Source organism: Thiomicrospira sp. S5, assembly GCF_003991075.1.
Lineage (GTDB): Bacteria > Pseudomonadota > Gammaproteobacteria > Thiomicrospirales > Thiomicrospiraceae > Hydrogenovibrio > Hydrogenovibrio thermophilus.
Window position 1 is genome coordinate 1500631 of record NZ_CP014470.1, and the last position, 16212, is coordinate 1516842.

At 47.8% G+C, this 16212-nt stretch carries 17 protein-coding genes; 15 read left to right on the forward strand and 2 right to left on the reverse strand.

What is annotated here, in order from left to right; genetic code table 11:
* Positions 1 to 10 precede the first annotated feature (10 nt).
* The 12 genes from frr (at position 11) to AYJ59_RS06910 (ending at position 11766) form a co-directional block, all read left to right on the forward strand.
* Positions 11 to 568: a ribosome recycling factor gene (gene frr / locus AYJ59_RS06855; protein WP_029938190.1), complete on the forward strand. Its 558-nt coding sequence runs from the start codon at positions 11 to 13 to the stop codon at positions 566 to 568.
* Positions 569 to 679: 111 nt separating this feature from the next.
* Positions 680 to 1423 (forward strand): isoprenyl transferase, encoded by a 744-nt coding sequence (locus AYJ59_RS06860; protein ID WP_127119673.1) that lies wholly within the window; start codon positions 680 to 682, stop codon positions 1421 to 1423.
* Entirely contained in the window at positions 1417 to 2226 is an 810-nt protein-coding gene (locus tag AYJ59_RS06865) for a phosphatidate cytidylyltransferase (protein WP_127119674.1), read from the forward strand. Before AYJ59_RS06860 ends, AYJ59_RS06865 begins: the two co-directional genes overlap by 7 nt.
* Entirely contained in the window at positions 2223 to 3593 is a 1371-nt protein-coding gene (gene rseP / locus AYJ59_RS06870) for an RIP metalloprotease RseP (protein WP_127119675.1), read from the forward strand. Before AYJ59_RS06865 ends, rseP begins: the two co-directional genes overlap by 4 nt.
* Positions 3586 to 5880 carry an outer membrane protein assembly factor BamA gene (bamA, locus tag AYJ59_RS06875; protein WP_127119676.1) on the forward strand — a complete coding sequence of 765 codons (2295 nt, stop codon included), beginning with the start codon at positions 3586 to 3588 and terminating at the stop codon, positions 5878 to 5880. Before rseP ends, bamA begins: the two co-directional genes overlap by 8 nt.
* A gap of 108 nt (positions 5881 to 5988) precedes the next feature.
* The gene (locus AYJ59_RS06880; RefSeq protein ID WP_029938185.1) at positions 5989 to 6522 is read left to right on the forward strand and encodes an OmpH family outer membrane protein; all 534 of its coding nucleotides are present in this window, start codon (positions 5989 to 5991) and stop codon (positions 6520 to 6522) included.
* Between the two features lie 20 nt (positions 6523 to 6542).
* Positions 6543 to 7586: a UDP-3-O-(3-hydroxymyristoyl)glucosamine N-acyltransferase gene (gene lpxD / locus AYJ59_RS06885; RefSeq protein WP_127119677.1), complete on the forward strand. Its 1044-nt coding sequence runs from the start codon at positions 6543 to 6545 to the stop codon at positions 7584 to 7586.
* Between the two features lies 1 nt (position 7587).
* A complete protein-coding gene (fabZ, locus tag AYJ59_RS06890; protein ID WP_029938183.1) occupies positions 7588 to 8028 on the forward strand; it encodes a 3-hydroxyacyl-ACP dehydratase FabZ in 441 nt (146 codons plus the stop codon).
* A gap of 24 nt (positions 8029 to 8052) precedes the next feature.
* On the forward strand, positions 8053 to 8823 hold the full coding sequence (lpxA, locus tag AYJ59_RS06895; protein WP_029938182.1) for an acyl-ACP--UDP-N-acetylglucosamine O-acyltransferase: 771 nt from the start codon (positions 8053 to 8055) through the stop codon (positions 8821 to 8823).
* Positions 8807 to 9997 carry a lipid-A-disaccharide synthase gene (gene lpxB / locus AYJ59_RS06900; RefSeq protein ID WP_237260280.1) on the forward strand — a complete coding sequence of 397 codons (1191 nt, stop codon included), beginning with the start codon at positions 8807 to 8809 and terminating at the stop codon, positions 9995 to 9997. The genes lpxA and lpxB overlap by 17 nt, the downstream gene beginning before the upstream one ends.
* Positions 9994 to 10620 (forward strand): ribonuclease HII, encoded by a 627-nt coding sequence (rnhB, locus tag AYJ59_RS06905; protein ID WP_127119678.1) that lies wholly within the window; start codon positions 9994 to 9996, stop codon positions 10618 to 10620. Before lpxB ends, rnhB begins: the two co-directional genes overlap by 4 nt.
* A gap of 159 nt (positions 10621 to 10779) precedes the next feature.
* Entirely contained in the window at positions 10780 to 11766 is a 987-nt protein-coding gene (locus tag AYJ59_RS06910; RefSeq protein WP_127119679.1) for a chemotaxis protein, read from the forward strand.
* A gap of 80 nt (positions 11767 to 11846) precedes the next feature.
* Here AYJ59_RS06910 and ykgO read toward each other — a convergent pair whose 3' ends face one another.
* Positions 11847 to 11972 (reverse strand): type B 50S ribosomal protein L36, encoded by a 126-nt coding sequence (gene ykgO / locus AYJ59_RS06915; RefSeq protein WP_011370693.1) that lies wholly within the window; start codon positions 11970 to 11972, stop codon positions 11847 to 11849.
* Between the two features lie 134 nt (positions 11973 to 12106).
* On the opposite strand from ykgO, the gene AYJ59_RS06920 reads away from it, so the two are divergent.
* From AYJ59_RS06920 to AYJ59_RS06930, 3 genes are all read left to right on the forward strand, one after another.
* The gene (locus AYJ59_RS06920) at positions 12107 to 14026 is read left to right on the forward strand and encodes an ATP-dependent DNA helicase (RefSeq protein WP_127119680.1); all 1920 of its coding nucleotides are present in this window, start codon (positions 12107 to 12109) and stop codon (positions 14024 to 14026) included.
* Positions 14023 to 14706, forward strand: coding sequence for a tRNA (adenosine(37)-N6)-threonylcarbamoyltransferase complex dimerization subunit type 1 TsaB (gene tsaB / locus AYJ59_RS06925; RefSeq protein WP_127119681.1), 684 nt, complete (start codon positions 14023 to 14025; stop codon positions 14704 to 14706). Before AYJ59_RS06920 ends, tsaB begins: the two co-directional genes overlap by 4 nt.
* A 225-nt stretch (positions 14707 to 14931) precedes the next feature.
* Positions 14932 to 15789, forward strand: coding sequence for a hypothetical protein (locus AYJ59_RS06930; protein WP_127119682.1), 858 nt, complete (start codon positions 14932 to 14934; stop codon positions 15787 to 15789).
* A 21-nt stretch (positions 15790 to 15810) separates the two neighbouring features.
* Here the strand turns inward: AYJ59_RS06930 and AYJ59_RS06935 are convergent, their stop codons facing one another.
* Positions 15811 to 16101, reverse strand: a complete 291-nt coding sequence (locus AYJ59_RS06935) for a hypothetical protein (RefSeq protein WP_237260281.1) — start codon at positions 16099 to 16101, stop codon at positions 15811 to 15813.
* Positions 16102 to 16212 lie beyond the last annotated feature (111 nt).

The following is a 16212-nucleotide window of genomic DNA, read 5'->3' on the forward strand; positions in this document are numbered from 1 at the left end:
AAAATAAAAGATGTTGGATGAAATTTTTGATGATGCAAATGAAAGGATGAAAAAGTCGGTTGAGAATCTGGAGAGCAATTTTGCCAAGATTCGCACCGGGCGTGCTCATCCGAGCATTTTGGATTCGATTAAGGTTGATTATTACGGTTCGGAAGTGCCTGTCAGTCAAGTCGCGAACGTGAATGTTGAAGATGCACGTACCCTGACGGTTCAGCCTTGGGAGCAAGCGATGGTGGCCGTGGTTGAAAAAGCGATCATGACATCTGACCTGGGGATTAACCCGGTGACGAACGGTAATATGATGCGTATTCCGATGCCGCCATTGACCGAAGAGAGACGGAAAGAATTCATTAAGATGGCGCGTGCCGAAGCCGAGCAGGCTAAGGTGGCAGTGCGTAACATTCGTCGTGATGCCAATGCCGATTTCAAATCCTTGAACAAGGATAAAGAAATCACCGACGACGAGTTGCGTCAAGCGGAAGATCAAATCCAAAAAGCAACGGACGCGCATGTGACGGAAATCGATGCAATGCTGGCGGAAAAAGAAGCCAGCTTGATGGAAATTTAAGCTGAAATTCTTTCGCATTTGCGGCATAATTACTCGTTAATTGTCAACAGCGGCCTGTCTTGGCATTTGCCTTGAGAGGCCGTTTTTGTTTAAACAACCAATCCGCTAGGAATGCTTTTGAGTCAACGCCAAACGAATCCCAATATCCCGAAACACATCGCCATTATCATGGATGGAAATGGACGCTGGGCGAAGCAGCGTTTTCTGCCGCGTTTTGTTGGTCATCAAAAAGGCGTCAATGCCGTTAAGCGGGTGGTGAAGCGTTGCGGTGAAATTGGCGTGGAGTCGTTGACACTGTTTGCTTTCAGTACCGAAAACTGGAAACGCCCGGAAGAAGAAGTGAATAAGTTGATGGGCTTGTTCCTGATGGCGTTGCAGAAAGAAGTGTCGAAGTTAAACGATAACAATGTTCGGTTACGGGTTATTGGCGACCGTTCAGCGTTCAGTGAGGAAATTCAAGCGCATATCGAAAAAGCGGAGACATTGACAGCTAAAAATACGGCGCTGACGCTGAATATCGCCGCCAATTACGGCGGGCGTTGGGATATTGTTCAGGCTGTAAAGGCTTGGCAGACTGCGCACCCTGACCAGTCGGCGGCCGATTTAACCGAGGCCGAGCTGTCGCAATATGTGTGTCTCGCTGATCAGGCGGTTCCGGATTTATTGATTCGAACTGGCGGTGAGCAGCGCGTCAGTAATTTCCTGATTTGGCAAATGGCATATGCCGAGCTGTATTTTTCCGATGAGCTTTGGCCGGACTTCAATGAAGCTTCCATCGATCAAGCGGTCGCATCTTTTCAAAACCGTGAACGCCGTTTCGGTAAAACCAGCGAGCAGGTGGCCTCTTCATGTTGATGCAACGCGTGATTACAGCCAGTTTACTGTTCTTTCTGGTGGGCGGCCTGTTATTTTACGGAAACGACCAGGCCTGGGCGTTTTTTGTCTTATTGGCGACTTTTTTATGTGGTTGGGAATGGGCCGGTTTAGCTCGCATTCAATCTCAGGCGACGCGAGTCGTCTATGGCGTATTGGTGGCGTCAGCCGCAGGGTTGGTGTTTAGCATCAACAGTCCGTTGCTGTGGTTATGGCTGACGCTGGTGATTATGGCGGTGATGGCGACCATGGTCATGATTCATCAATGGAGCGCCGGGCAATATCTGGTTAAATCGAAAGCGGCGATTTTGGTATTGGGTGTGCTGGTGCTGGCCAACTTTGCCAGTATCTTAATCGAGTTTTTATCGGTGCTGTCGCCTGCGATTTTGTTATTGAGCCTATTTGTGGTCTGGGCCATTGATACCGGGGCCTATTTTGCCGGCCGGCGCTTTGGACGACGCAAGCTGGCGGTGCATGTCAGTCCTGGCAAAACCTGGGAAGGCGTGTACGGAGGAGCCTTGCTTGCCTTTGTCATTGCTGTGATCGGTTTGAATTGGCTACAACCGGTATTGCAGTTGTCTTATGGTAGCGTGGCGTTGATTTTTTCAGGGTTGGCGTTGTTTTCGATTTTCGGTGATTTATTTGAAAGTCTGCTGAAACGGCAGGCTGATTTAAAAGACAGCAGTCAACTACTGCCTGGTCATGGCGGTTTACTGGATCGGGTTGACAGTTTGTTGGTGGCGGTTCCGATGTTCTTTTTCGTTTGGCAGTGGATTTTGGCATGACGATACTGTGGTCAATTGCGGGGTTTATCGTGGCGATGGGGTTGCTGGTCGCGATCCATGAGTGGGGCCACTATATTGTCGCACGGGCCTTCAATATCAAAGTGACCCATTTTTCGCTGGGGTTCGGTAAGGTTTTTTACCGTCGTCAAATGGGCGAAACCCAGTTTCAATTGAGCGTGTTGCCACTGGGTGGTTACGTTCGATTTGTGGACGAACGAGAAGGTCCTGTGGCGGAAGAGGACTTACCGAGAGCCTTTAATCGCCAAAGCGTTTATCGCCGCTTTGCAGTGGTGGCTGCCGGCCCGTTGGTAAATCTGGTGTTTGCCTGGTTGGTGTTTTCATTGATTTATTTTTCCGGTATTACCGGTTTGAAACCGGTGTTTGAAACGGTGCCGCCTCAAACGCCGTTGGCGAAAAGCTTGCCGCAAAACGACCAGGCCTGGCAGGTTTTGTCGGTTGATGACCAAGAAGTGCTGGATTGGCGTGCGGTGTATCAACAGGTGTTACAGGCACTGGTTAAAGGTAAACCGGATATTGTTGTCGGTCTGCAATCCATGGATGGTGCGGAATCCAAGACGGTGGTTTTGACGATGGCTGAACTGGATATCAATCAGCCGAAACAGGATTGGCTCTCGGCGCTGGGTTTTGCGCCGAAATACCCGGAAATACGCCCGGTCATCAGTCGCGTGGTGGAGGGTTCTCCTGCCGAGAAAATGGGCTTGCAGAGTGGTGATTGGGTTCGCCGAATTGATGGTCAGCCGATTGAAACTTGGTCGCAATTAGTGGAATATGTGCGCAAACATCCGGGTAAAGAAGTAGAATTGCTGGTCGACCGGAATGGCCGGGCTGAATTTGCTCGGGGGGTATTGGCGCAAAGAGAGGCGGCTAATGGTCCAATCGGAACGCTGGGCGCAGCCGTAAAAATGGATGCTGAAGCTCTGAGTGCTTATCGTGTGACGGTGTCTTACGGTCCCTTGGCGTCTTTGGAAAAAGGTTGGCGTCATACCGTTGATTTAGTGGAAATGACGTTGGACATGATTAAAGGTATGTTGGTCGGTAGTGTATCGGTCACGAACCTGTCCGGCCCCGTGAGCATTGCCGAATTTTCCGGTAAAGCCATGCAGTCCGGTTGGGTGGCTTTTTTAAGTTTGCTGGGGCTGCTCAGTTTGAGTTTGGGCATTTTGAACTTGCTGCCGATTCCGGTTCTGGATGGTGGGCACTTGTTCTTTTATGTAATTGAAATGATTAAAGGGGCGCCGGTTAAGGAATCGATTGAAGCCGGTGCACAAAAAGTTGGCCTGATGTTGATTTTAGGACTGACGTTTTTTGCTTTATTTAATGATGTGGTACGAATTTCGAATGGTTAAACAGTTTTCTCAGCGGATTCTTTTGGTACTGGTTGTTGTCTTTACCGTGCTGAGCACCGCACAGGCCGCCGATTTTAAGATTCAAAAAATTGAGGTTGAAGGTAATAAGCGCATCAGCTTTGAAACCATTCGCAGTTACCTGCCGGTGGATATCGGAGATGAATTGACACCATCCAAAGTGCAGGAAGGGATCGAAAAACTGTACAAAACCGGTTTCTTCCGTGATGTGGCCTTTTTTGAACAAGGCGATGGTGTACTGGTGATTCGTGTGCTGGAGCGTCCGTCGATTGCGGATATCACCATTGAAGGAAACGAGCTGATCAAAACCGAAGACATGAATATGGCTTTGGATTCCCTGGGGGTCAAAAAAGGGCGCATTTTCAATGATACTCAGATGGACCGTATCATCCTTGATTTGCGTCGTCGTTATCAAAACCAGGGGTATTATGCCGCGGAAGTGGATATTGAAGTGACCGAACTGCCGCGTAATCGAGTTGGTTTATTGATTAAGGTCGAAGAGGGTAAGCCGGCCAGTATCGGACGTATTACGCTGGTGGGGAACCAAACCTATGAAGATGATCGGCTGAAAAGCGCCATGCTCCTGTCGGAGTCGGCCATGATCGGCGATTCGGACAAATACGCCAAGCCGAAGTTGCAATCGGATATCGAAACCTTGCGTTCTTATTATATGGACCGTGGGTTTGCCGAGTTCAAGGTGATCTCTTCTCAAGTAAGTTTGTCGTTGGATAAGACTCAGGTATTCTTGACCATTAATATGAAAGAAGGGCCGCAGTATACGATTTCCACGATTAAGTTCACCGGTGAAACCATTATCACTCAGGATGAATTGCGTGGTCTATTGAGAATCCGAGAAGGTGAGTATTTCTCGCGCAGTAAAATCGTGGCCACGGTCAATGCCATTCGCGATCGCTTGAGTGAAGAAGGCTATGCTTTTGCAGAAATTGAGCCGATTACTAATCTGGATAAAGATAATCGATTGGTGTCATTGGATTTCCGTATCGAGCCGAAAAGCCGCGTGTACGTCCGCCGCATCCGAATTGAAGGTAATACGCGTACCAAGGATTACGTTATCCGCCGGGAGTTACGTCAGTTTGAGAGCGCGCCTTATTCTTTGAAAGCGGTGCGTCGTTCCAATACGCGTTTGAATCGATTGGGGTATTTTAAAACGGCCAAAATCGATACCGACCGTATTTCCAAGGATCAGGTCGATTTAGTGGTTAAAGTCGAAGAACAATCAACCGGTTCTTTTAACGCCGGGGTGGGGTATTCGCAGGTGGATGGCGTGAGTTTCACCCTGGGTGTGACCGAGCGTAATGTCATCGGTTCCGGCTATCGTGCGAATATCAATGGAACCTACAGCGCATCGACAAAATCCGCCGATGTGGGTGTGACCAACCCTTATTTCACCGTCGATGGCGTTTCCTTAGGCGGTGGACTTTATTACCGTGAAATCGATGCGGCCGAATTGGATGTGTCCAGTTATACCACTAACAACTATGGTATTCGTTTTAACTTGGGATATCCGACCAGTGAGTGGAGCAGTCTGAATTATGGATTAAAATTCGATGACCAAACGCTTCAGTGTGTGGATGACTTCCTTTACTGTAAAAATTATACTGCGGAATATGGTAAGCACTTTAATTCAGTGCGCTACACCATGGGTTGGAGTCACGATACCAAAAACGCTTTTTATTTTCCGACGGATGGTCATAGCACCAGTGTCAGTGGGGAGCTGGTTATTCCGACCAACTCGGATGTGTCTTTTTATAAGCTCTATTTTAATGAAACGTTCTACCAGCCGTTATCGGATATTTTTACCTTGCGTTTGAAAGGCGATCTCGCTTATGGGGATGGCTATAATGGCTCCAAAGGCATTCCGTTTTATGAAAACTTTTATGCAGGCGGTATCGGAACGGTACGGGGTTATGAGCCCAACTCGCTGGGGCCAAGATATGATGAAGCAACCGATGGCTCAACTGACCCGACGGGAGGGCGTATTCGAATCATTTCCAATGCGGAGGTGATTTTCCCGATGCCGTTTATCGAGGATTCAGGAAATTTGCGTTTGAGTCTGTTTGCGGATGCGGGGAATGTCTTTACCGATTGGAATGAGGTGAAGCTACCGGAATTTCGTTCGTCGGTTGGTTTAGGCGTTTCATGGATTACACCGGTTGGACCGTTATCGTTCAGTTTTGCGAAAGCCCTGAACTATACCGATACGGATAAAACCCAAGTGTTCCAGTTTAACTTAGGTGTTGCGATGTAGGCACTGACCGTGAAAAATGGTTATTGTCACTCTGTGTAAATATGGTTAAAAATCCGAATCAAATCGGATACAATATTTAAAATATTTTTAGCGTTAAGGGAAGTTTTTATGCGAAAGTGGCTCGCGATTTTAGTAGGAAGCGTCTTCGTTTTCTTGTCTGGTCAGACCTTGGCACAACCGGCAAAATTGGGTGTGGTGAATGTCGCTTTGCTGCTGGAAAAAGCTCCTCAAGCGCAGGCAGCAGGGCAAAACCTGGAAAAGGAATTTGGTCCGCAACAGGCGGAGCTGAAAAAACTGGCGAAAAAGCTGGAACAAAAGCAACAAGATTACCAAAAAAACCAGTTGGTGATGTCCGAATCGCAAAAAGTTACGGCTGAACGTGAAATCAGCATGATGACACGCGATATTCAGCGTAAGCGTAATGATATTCAAGAACTGGTCAATATCCGTCGTAATGAAGAGTTGGCGTCTTTGCAAAGTTTGGTTAATCAAGCGATTAAAGAGATTGGAAAACAGCAAAAGTTCGATTTGATTCTCTATGAAGGGATTGCATACACCAATAACCGTTTAGATATTACGCAAAGTGTTCTGGAGTACTTGGAAAAAGAGTACCAGAAAAAACGAGCCAATTTTAATAAGTAACATTTTATTAGAGCGCAAGATTGAAGCTGCAAACGATTTTAGATCACCTGGAAAAGCAAGGAGTTGACGTTGAGTTTCTAGGTGACTCATCCCATCAAGTAAATCAAGTCTCCGGATTGTCTGAGGCTTCTCCTGAGCATATCAGCTTTTTATCCGATACCAAGCGTATGGGTGAATTGGAAACCAGCCAAGCTGGAGCCGTTATTCTCAAGCCTGAGCATCGTGACATCACATCAACCAACCGTTTACTCGTCTCAAACCCCTATTATGTTTACGCGTTAACCGCGCAATTACTGAACCCCTTGACTCCCGAACCGGGCATTCACAGCAAGGCGGTCATTGATCCGAGTTCAACCATCGGTAAATCCGTATCGATTGGTCCTAATGCTGTTATTGGTGCGAATGTTTCTATTGGTGATGGGGTTTCAATTGGTGCCGGAACGGTTATTGAATCCGGAGCGCAAATTGGCCACCGTTCTTATTTGGCACCGAATGTGACCGTTATGCACGATTGTGTAATCGGTGATGATGTCCGTATGGAATCAGGCTGTGTGATTGGTGGGGAAGGCTTTGGCTTCGCCAATGAAAAGGGAGAATGGCACCATATTCCTCAAATTGGACGAGTGGTGATTGGTGATCGCGTCTATATCGGTAATAACAGTACGATTAACCGTGGCGCAATAAATGATACAGTGATTGAATCTAACTGTATAATTGATTGTCTGGTCCAGATTGGGCACAACGTTAAGCTTGGTTATGGGACGGCCATTGCCAGTCAGGCTGGTATCGCAGGCAGTACGGAAATTGGTCAATACTGTGTTTTGGCTGGACAAGCTGGTGTGACAGGGCATGTGACGATCGCCGATCAAAGTCATTTCGGCGCCAAATCCGGTGTGACTGGGCATATTAAAGAGGCTGGAAGCTATTCCGGCTTTCCGGCGGTGCCGACGGCCGAATGGCAAAGAACCATGGTTCGCATGAAAGGGCTTTCGAAAATGGCTCAAAAAGTGAAACGGTTGGAAAGCGAATTAGAAGAAATAAAATCACAATTGGAAAATAATTAAAATGCTAATCGATATAAAAGAAATTTTTGAATATCTACCGCATCGTTACCCTTTTTTGCTGGTAGATCGCGTAACCGAATTCAACGCGGGTGAGTCTCTAAAAGCTTATAAAAATGTCACTTACAACGAACCACAATTCACAGGGCACTTTCCGGATAACCCGATTATGCCAGGTGTGATGATTATCGAAGCCATGGCGCAATGTACCGGTATTTTAGCGTTTAAAACCCAAGAAGTGAAGCCGGATGGTTCTTCAATGTATTACTTGGCCGCCGTGGATAACTGCCGTTTCAGAAAGCCCGCTGTTCCCGGTGATCGCTTGGAGTTCGAAGTCAAAACGGTCAATAATAAGAAAGGTATCTGGAAATTTCAGTGCACGACCAGTGTCGACGGGAAAATGATTGCTTCCTGTGACATGATGTGCGCGGAACGCAGTGTTTAATCGCTTCAGAACAAAGGATATTGAGTGATACATTCAACGGCAATTGTTGATTCTCAGGCGAAAGTCGCGGCGGATGTCGAAATTGGCCCTTATTCCATTATTGAGGGGCCGGTCACGATTGGAGAGGGCACGGTTGTTGGACCGCATGTTGTGATTTCGGGCCCGACCACCATCGGAAAAAATAACCGTTTTTATCAGTTTTGTTCCATCGGTGCCGCGCCACAGGACAAGAAATATGCGGGTGAGCCCACGACCTTGGTCATTGGCGATAACAATACGTTCCGTGAAAATGTGACAGTGAATCGAGGAACGGTTCAAGATCGTGGCGAAACCACGATTGGCAACGATAATTGGGTCATGGCCGGAGTGCATATCGCCCATGATTGTGTCGTCGGAAACCATGCTATTTTCGCGAATGCGTCCGCCTTAGCCGGTCATGTTATTGTGAATGATTGGGCGATTCTGGGTGGCTACACATTGGTGCATCAGTTCTGTAACATCGGAGAACATTCCTTTTGTGGCATGGGTAGCGTCATCAACCAAGATGTCCCGAATTTCGTCACGGTGTCCGGAAATCTGGCTGGTCCGCGTGGCTTGAATGTCGAAGGCTTGAAGCGTCGAGGGTTTGACCGCGAGCAAATCAACTTAGTGAAAAAAGCTTACCGCGCACTCTATCGCACGGGTTATCGCCTTGAAGAAGCGATTTATGAAATCGATGCGATGAACGATGAGCGTGATACCTTGGGACCGCTTGTCAGCTTCCTTAAACAGTCCAATCGTGGCATTGTCCGATAACTCAATTGTAATGGATGCGATGTCCAACCCGCCTGTTTTTGCCCTGGTCGCCGGCGAAGCTTCCGGCGATACCTTGGGCTCAGAACTGATTATCTCCCTTAAAAAACGGTTTCCCCACGCGCGTTTTGTTGGCATTGGCGGTCCTAAAATGTTGGCACAGGGTATGGAAAGCTGGTATCCGATGGAACGTTTGTCGGTGATGGGGCTTTTTGAAGTTCTGAAGGTTCTACCAGGCCTGGTCAAATTGCGCAAAGAGTTGATTCAGCGTTTATTGGATTTGAAACCGGATGTCTTTATTGGCGTGGATGCACCGGATTTCAATTTTCGAGTTGAAGCGGCGATGAAGGCCGCTCAGATTCCAGCCATTCATTATGTCGGGCCATCCGTTTGGGCTTGGCGGGAAAAGCGGTTGTTGAAAATCAAACGTTGGGTGGATGGGGTGTTGGTCTTGTTTCCGTTCGAACTGCCGTTTTACGAAAAATACGGGATTCCAGCCAAATTCGTCGGCCACCCGTTGGCGAATCAGGTGCCCGAGACCCCTAACCGAAAGGCTGCACGTCAAGCCTTAAAATTACCGGAAAATGCTTTGATTACCGGGCTGCTTCCCGGTTCTCGTAGCAGTGAAATCAATTTATTGATTGATGTCTACATTCAAGCGGCCAAAATTCTGCACCAAATGTATCCTACGATGCAATTTGTCATTCCTTGTGTGAATGACAAAGCGAAACAGCGCATTCAGCAATCATTGGAGACGTATGGTCAGGGGCTGAAGGTGCGATTACTGGATCAGCAGGCGCAATTGGCGATGGAAGCCTCGGATCAATTGATTGTCACTTCCGGTACGGCAACCTTGGAAGCCGCTTTGATGAAACGTCCGCTGGTGTTGGCGATTAAGCTGCACCCGATTACCCATTGGATTATGCGTCGCCTGGCCACCACAAAGTGGATAGGCTTGCCCAATGTTTTGGCGCAAAAAACCATTGTCCCGGAATTTATTCAGGAAGATGCTTCGCCGCAGCAAATTGCGTTGGGGTTGGCGAAGTTGATTTCAGATCAAACACTACGCGATGCCCAGTTGACTGAATTTGATGCACAATATCATCAATTAAAACAAAATGCCTCTGAGTTGGCGGCGGATGCCATTCTTGAATGGGCCGAGTTACGCCCGTCATGAGTGTTCAGCAAGGTGAGTTGAATTTTTTCGCATCAGACGTTGCCGCTGGCAAAGGCTATGTGGTGGGGGTTGATGAAGTCGGGCGTGGACCATTGGTTGGCGACGTGGTGGCGGCCGCCGTCATTTTGCCTGAAAACTGTGCCTTGCCTCTGAAGGATTCCAAGGCACTGTCGGACACCAAGCGTAATCGGCTGACAAAGCAAATTAAAGCGGAAGCCTTAGATTTTTGTATTGCACGCGCGACGCCACAAGAAATTGATGAATTGAATATTTTACATGCGACCATGCTCGCGATGCAGCGTGCAGTAGACGGTTTAAAACTACCCATCGAAAAAGTCTTGGTGGATGGTAATCGTTGCCCGGATATCCCACATCCATGTGAAGCGATTGTCAAAGGGGACGGCAAAGTGGCGGAAATCAGCGCCGCTTCGATTTTGGCGAAAGTGCATCGTGACGAACAGATGTTGGCCTTGCATGAACGTTACCCGCAATATGGTTTTGACAGCCACAAAGGCTACCCGACCAAGCTTCATTTGGAAAAATTAGCCGAGCATGGTTTGATCCCGGGGTATCGCCATTCTTTTAAACCTGTCCGTAATTTCATAGTGCACTTGCCGAAATAATTTGATTAAGGGTCGATTAGGTTTTTGGCAAAGATTCATAATGAATTTTAATTTGAGAAAACCGTTTAATTGGATTAAAGTTTAAAAAAACCATTGCAATAATGGTGTCAATAAACGATTAAATCGTTATTTAAAACTCTGAAGACATTGGAAAGAACCATGACAACGACGCTGGAACAGGTTGAAAAAACCGCTCAACTCAGTAAAAACAACCAGATGAGTCTGATGATTTTTCAGGTTCAATTTCCACGAGAAGATTATGCGCCACCTTACTACGGCATGAATGTATTCAAAGTGCGAGAAGTATTGGAGGGGCGGGCTTTCGAGCTGTCGGAAATGCCGGATACCAATCCGTTGATTGAAGGCATGATTGAGTTGCGAGGGGTCTATTTACCGGTGATTAACTTGCCGAAATGGATGGGGTTCGAAATGACTGAAGAAGAGCGCGAGAAGTCGATTATTATCGTTGCGGACTTTAGTCATAATTTCATCGGCATGCGAGTCGCTCATATTCACGGTGTCGAAGAGAAGGACTGGGCCGATATCAAACCGGCCAGTAACTACAATGTCAACGTCAATACCAATCAGGTGGTGAACCACACCTATTTGGAAGGCACGGAAACACTGTGTTTTATTCTGGATATCGAGAAACTCTTGATTGAAGCCATGCCGTCCATGGCGGAAAAGATTTTTTCATCCGCGAAAGACGTCGGCAAGGCCGAATATGACTTTTGCGATGCGGTTATGTCGCGTGAAATTCTGTTTGCTGAAGACAGCAAAGCCATCCAGAAATACATGGGTATGGTGTTCGAACAACTGGGCTTGAAACATCGAGGCTTTGATAATGGCCGGTTGTTACTGGATTATGTGAAAGGATTGGAGGATATGAGTGGTATTTCCATGATTTTTACCGACCTGGAGATGCCGGAGGCTTCCGGCCATACGGTGATTAAAGAATTGCGCGGCAACCCGAAAACGCGTGATGTACCGATTATCGTGCACACTTCCATGACCAGTGATAATAACAGCCGGGAAGTGATTGAGATGGGTGCGGATCACTTTGTCGGTAAAGTCGATACCCAGTTGATTGTCGACACCATTAAGAAAATCGAAGCGAAGTTTTATCGGAAAGAAAATGTCGCTTAAGTTGTGAAGTTGGTAAACGACAGACAATAAAAAAGGCACTGATCAGGTGCCTTTTTTAGTTTGAAATCTCGGTTAAGAGATTAACGTTGACGCGCTTTGAATCTAGGATTCGTTTTGTTGATAACGTAAACTTTTCCGCGACGTCTTACAACTTGACAGTCCTTGTGACGTGTCTTAGCTGATTTCAAAGAAGATAAAATTTTCATTTTAGATATCCAATATGTTTTTAGGCCGAAGCCTATCGTTCAAATTTGAAAGAACGCATTGTACGTATTTTCGAAAGCCCTGTCCAGTTTTTTGTTAAAATGCCTGGGTTTTTCCAGCAAGAAGCGCGTTTTCGATGTCTTTAAAATCCCAAATCGATGCATATCTCGGTGCCGACGGACGTATTGCCCAAGCCGTGGACGGTTATCAGGTGCGTCAGGCGCAAGTGGAGATGGCGGAAACCGTTGCCGATATCATCGAGCAAGACGGCAGTTTATTGGCCGAGGCGGGTACTGGCACCGGAAAGACCTTCTCGTATCTGATTCCAGCCTTATTGTCCGGTCAAAAAGTCATCGTTTCCACGGCGACCAAAACCCTGCAAGACCAGCTATTAACCAAAGACATTCCGTTATTGATGGACGTATGCGGCATCAGCGGTACGGCCAGAGTCTTGAAAGGGCGTGAAAACTATTTGTGCCCTCAACGTTTGGAAATCGCCGAAACGGCTGAGCAAAACACTAAAGAAGTTTGGAAAAAACTGAACCTGATTCATGATTGGCAATTGAAAACGCGAAATGGCGATAAGTCGGAATTGCAGGCGTTGGATGAAAACGACCCAATCTGGAGCAAAGTGTGTGCGCGTATGGAGTTTTGCCAGGCCAATGAGTGCAGTGGCGATGATGGCTGTTTTTATCCCAGGGTCAAGCAGCAAGCTCAGGATGCTCAAATTCTGATTGTAAACCACCACTTGTTCTGTGCTGATTTGGCCTTGCGGGAACAAGGGTTTGGTGAAGTGCTGCCGGAAGCCGATATTTATGTATTTGATGAGGCGCATCAACTGCCGGATATCGCGGCGCAATTTCTCGGGTTCAGTGTGAGTCGTTATCAGTTGGACGAATTGGTTCGCGATGTTCGTACCGCTTATAAGAAAGAGGCGCCAGAGGCGTCTGAGCTGGCTGATCAGGCTTCGGCGGTTGAGGATAAGGTGCGGGTGTTTAATGAAGCACTCGGCAAGTGGGAAAAACGTTGGACCTGGGAGGCGTTTGAAGCTTCCAAAGCATCGCATAAGACATTGGAATTGCTTCGAAATCAATTGACCCAGCTGATTGAGGTGTTAAAACCGCTGACGGACAAAGGGAAGCTGCTGTCGGCGCTTTATAAACGCACTCAAGAGTTTGAGAAGCAGATTGGCAGTTGGTTGACGGCTTCGTCGGAAAATCAAATTCGCTGGGTCGAATCCTCTCAAGCGCGGTTTAAGTTGAACTTGACGCCGTTAAGTGTTGCTGATCCGTTCAGTCGGCAGCGGGATGCCTTGGGTGGCGCTTGGATTTTTACGTCCGCCACGCTCAGCGTGAACCACAGTTACGATTATTTTGCCCACCGTTTGGGGTTGGGGGATGCCGAAACCCGACAATGGGACAGCCCATTCGATTACGATAAGCAAGCGGTGATTTATCACCCGATCGGGTTGCCGGATCCTAAAGCACCGGATTACATTAAAGTGTGCCTTCGAGCGGCTTGGCCCTTGTTGCAGGAAAGCCAGGGGTGCGCGTTTTTATTGTTTACCAGTCACCGGGCCTTGCAGGAAGCCAAAGTGATTTTGTCCGAACACTGGGACGGTACCTTGCTGATTCAAGGAGACGGCCCCAAGACAGCTTTATTGCAGCGGTTTAAGGAAAGTGATAAAGCGTTATTACTGGGAACGAGCAGTTTTTGGGAAGGTGTGGATGTAAAAGGTGATGCACTGAAGTTGGTGATGATTGATCGGATTCCGTTTATCCCGCCGGATGATCCGGTGGTACAAGCGCGTGAAAACGCATTGAAACAGAAAGGGCTCAGCGGATTTTTCCATTTTCAAATTCCGGAAGCCACCATTGCCTTGAAGCAGGGAATTGGGCGCCTGATTCGCGACACCTCGGATTATGGGGTGTTGATGTTATGCGATCCACGGTTGACACAAAAATCCTATGGTCGCATTATCACCAACAGTTTCCCCAATTTCCGGTGGGTGTTTAATGCCGATGAAGCCAAACAAAAATTAAAGCGAGACGAATGACGATGCAGACGATTTTAGCGGTGGAAACCTCGACACAAGCGTGTTCGGCGTGCTTGAAGCGCGGCGAAGATGTCTATTTGGAATATGAGCTGGCGCCTCAGAAACACGCGGACCGTTTGTTGCCGATGGTGGATTCGGTGCTGAAACAGGCTGGTATCAGACCTGGTGAAATCGACGCCTTGGCCTATGGTGAAGGGCCGGGGGCTTTTACCGGTATTCGAATCGCGGCCGGTGTGATTCAAGGTTTGGCCTTTGCTTGGCAAAAACCGGTGGTGTCTGTATCCACTTTGGAAGCGCTGGCCTGGCAAGGCTATCAGGCTTCGGGGCAAGCTCAGTGGTGGGCCTGCCTGGATGCACGCATGCAGGAACTCTATGTGCAGTCTTGTCGCATCGAGTCAGGCGTTCTCGCTTCCGACTCGGCGCAACTGGTGTCTGAAGTTCAAGCGTTGGCCATGATAAAAGATTCCGGCATCTCACAGGGTGTGGGCGATATCGACCAAGTTTTTCCAGCGATTCAGGCCGCTTTTGGGCATTGGGAGTCGGCTTTGCCGTCGGCTGAAGCGGTGGCTGCAATTGCCGCACAGCGTCCCGAGCAGGCTTTTGATGTCGAAGAAGTGCTTCCTCAGCCGGTGTATTTACGGAACGATGTGGCCGATAAAAAACCGACGCCGACCGCTTGAACCCACGTAATGTGGGTGGTTGTTATCGGGGTGCCTATTTTTTAATCATCGCAGGTAACCCGTAAGAGATTATTCGGTTTTTTCGATTTCTTGAGGGTTTGCTCACACAATTATCCACAATTTCTGTGTATAGTTAACCGGGTTGAAGCTTGATAGAATGGCTGATGGATGGAAGTGAGCAGATTGAATGTCAGGGCTTCCCGAAAACATGATTGGAGATCGATTTTGAAAATACGTTTATCCGCCTTAGTGGTGACTTTAACACTGTTGTTATCTTCCTGGGCGATGGCCGCCGATATGCTATCGCATAAATTCAAGGTCGGTGAAACAGTTCTGGTGGGCTTTCCGTCTAATAACATCAAAGATGATGCTTACATTATCGGAATCGTCCGTAAAATCACGCCGAAAGGGGATTATCAGATTGCGGTGCGGGATTTCGTCGAGGGCCATGATTACGGTTTGTCCTGTGTGCCGATTGCCGTGGATTCGGCCGGGAATGAAACCGGACAGTCCGGCTGGGAGCTTTGGGACAACACCAAACAATTGACCAGTCAAGGTCTCGAATACATTGTGCCGGCGGATAAGGTGGTGAAGCTGGCCAAAGGCAAGCTGAACTTCATTGATCGCTACAATGTCTACATTACCTATTCCCGTTGGAAGTCCAATGTGCCGGTGATGTCCATCGATCGCTTGCAGAGTGCCGAAGCGGAAGCGGCTTATGCCGATATTCCGGGCATTATTCCGGCGTTTAAAGTGGCGGAGCTGGACCGAGCCAGTTATTTCGACCCGAAAAACGGCCGCCCTTATTGGCCACACGAGTCGGTACCGCACTTGACGAAGTTACTGGACCACATCATCGAGGTGTTGGATCAGAACCCGAAACTCAACCAACTTTGGCGCGCGAAACAGCGTGATTGGCCAGCAATTGAATCGAATATGAAAACGTATTTTCTGGTTGATGCCATCGATAAATCGGTAAAAGACGCCGATAATCTACTGGCGGAAGACGACGTGAAAAAAGCGGATCCCGAGGCAGTGAAAAAGCTGAAGAAACAACTTCGTTACCTCGGGCAGGACGTTTAAACGTTTATTGATTTTTTCCCATTATTTCGGGAAGTGGTAGTAGGTTTGATTCAGGTAATTGACGACTTCTTCCCGTTCATCATCGAACCACCCGACGTTCAAATTGCTGTCACAGTAAGCGACGGCTTTTTGTAAATCCACATAATTTTCCGGTTTCATTTTGGTCAAGGTCGGTTGGTTGTAGCCCAAATCGGCATGGCACTTCATGCAGTTGGCATCGTCGTGTAATGTTTTGCCCGGGTGCACATCCGCATAGGCCAACATAGGGGATACCAAAATCCCGGCTAAAAGAGTATTGCGCGCTTGTTTCATAAGTACTGCCTCCAACATTAACGATGGGTGGTTAAAAAGGGTATGAAATACGTAACACACTTTTCATTCTACTGAAAACCGTCTCAATTCCACATAAATGTTTTTGCTTCG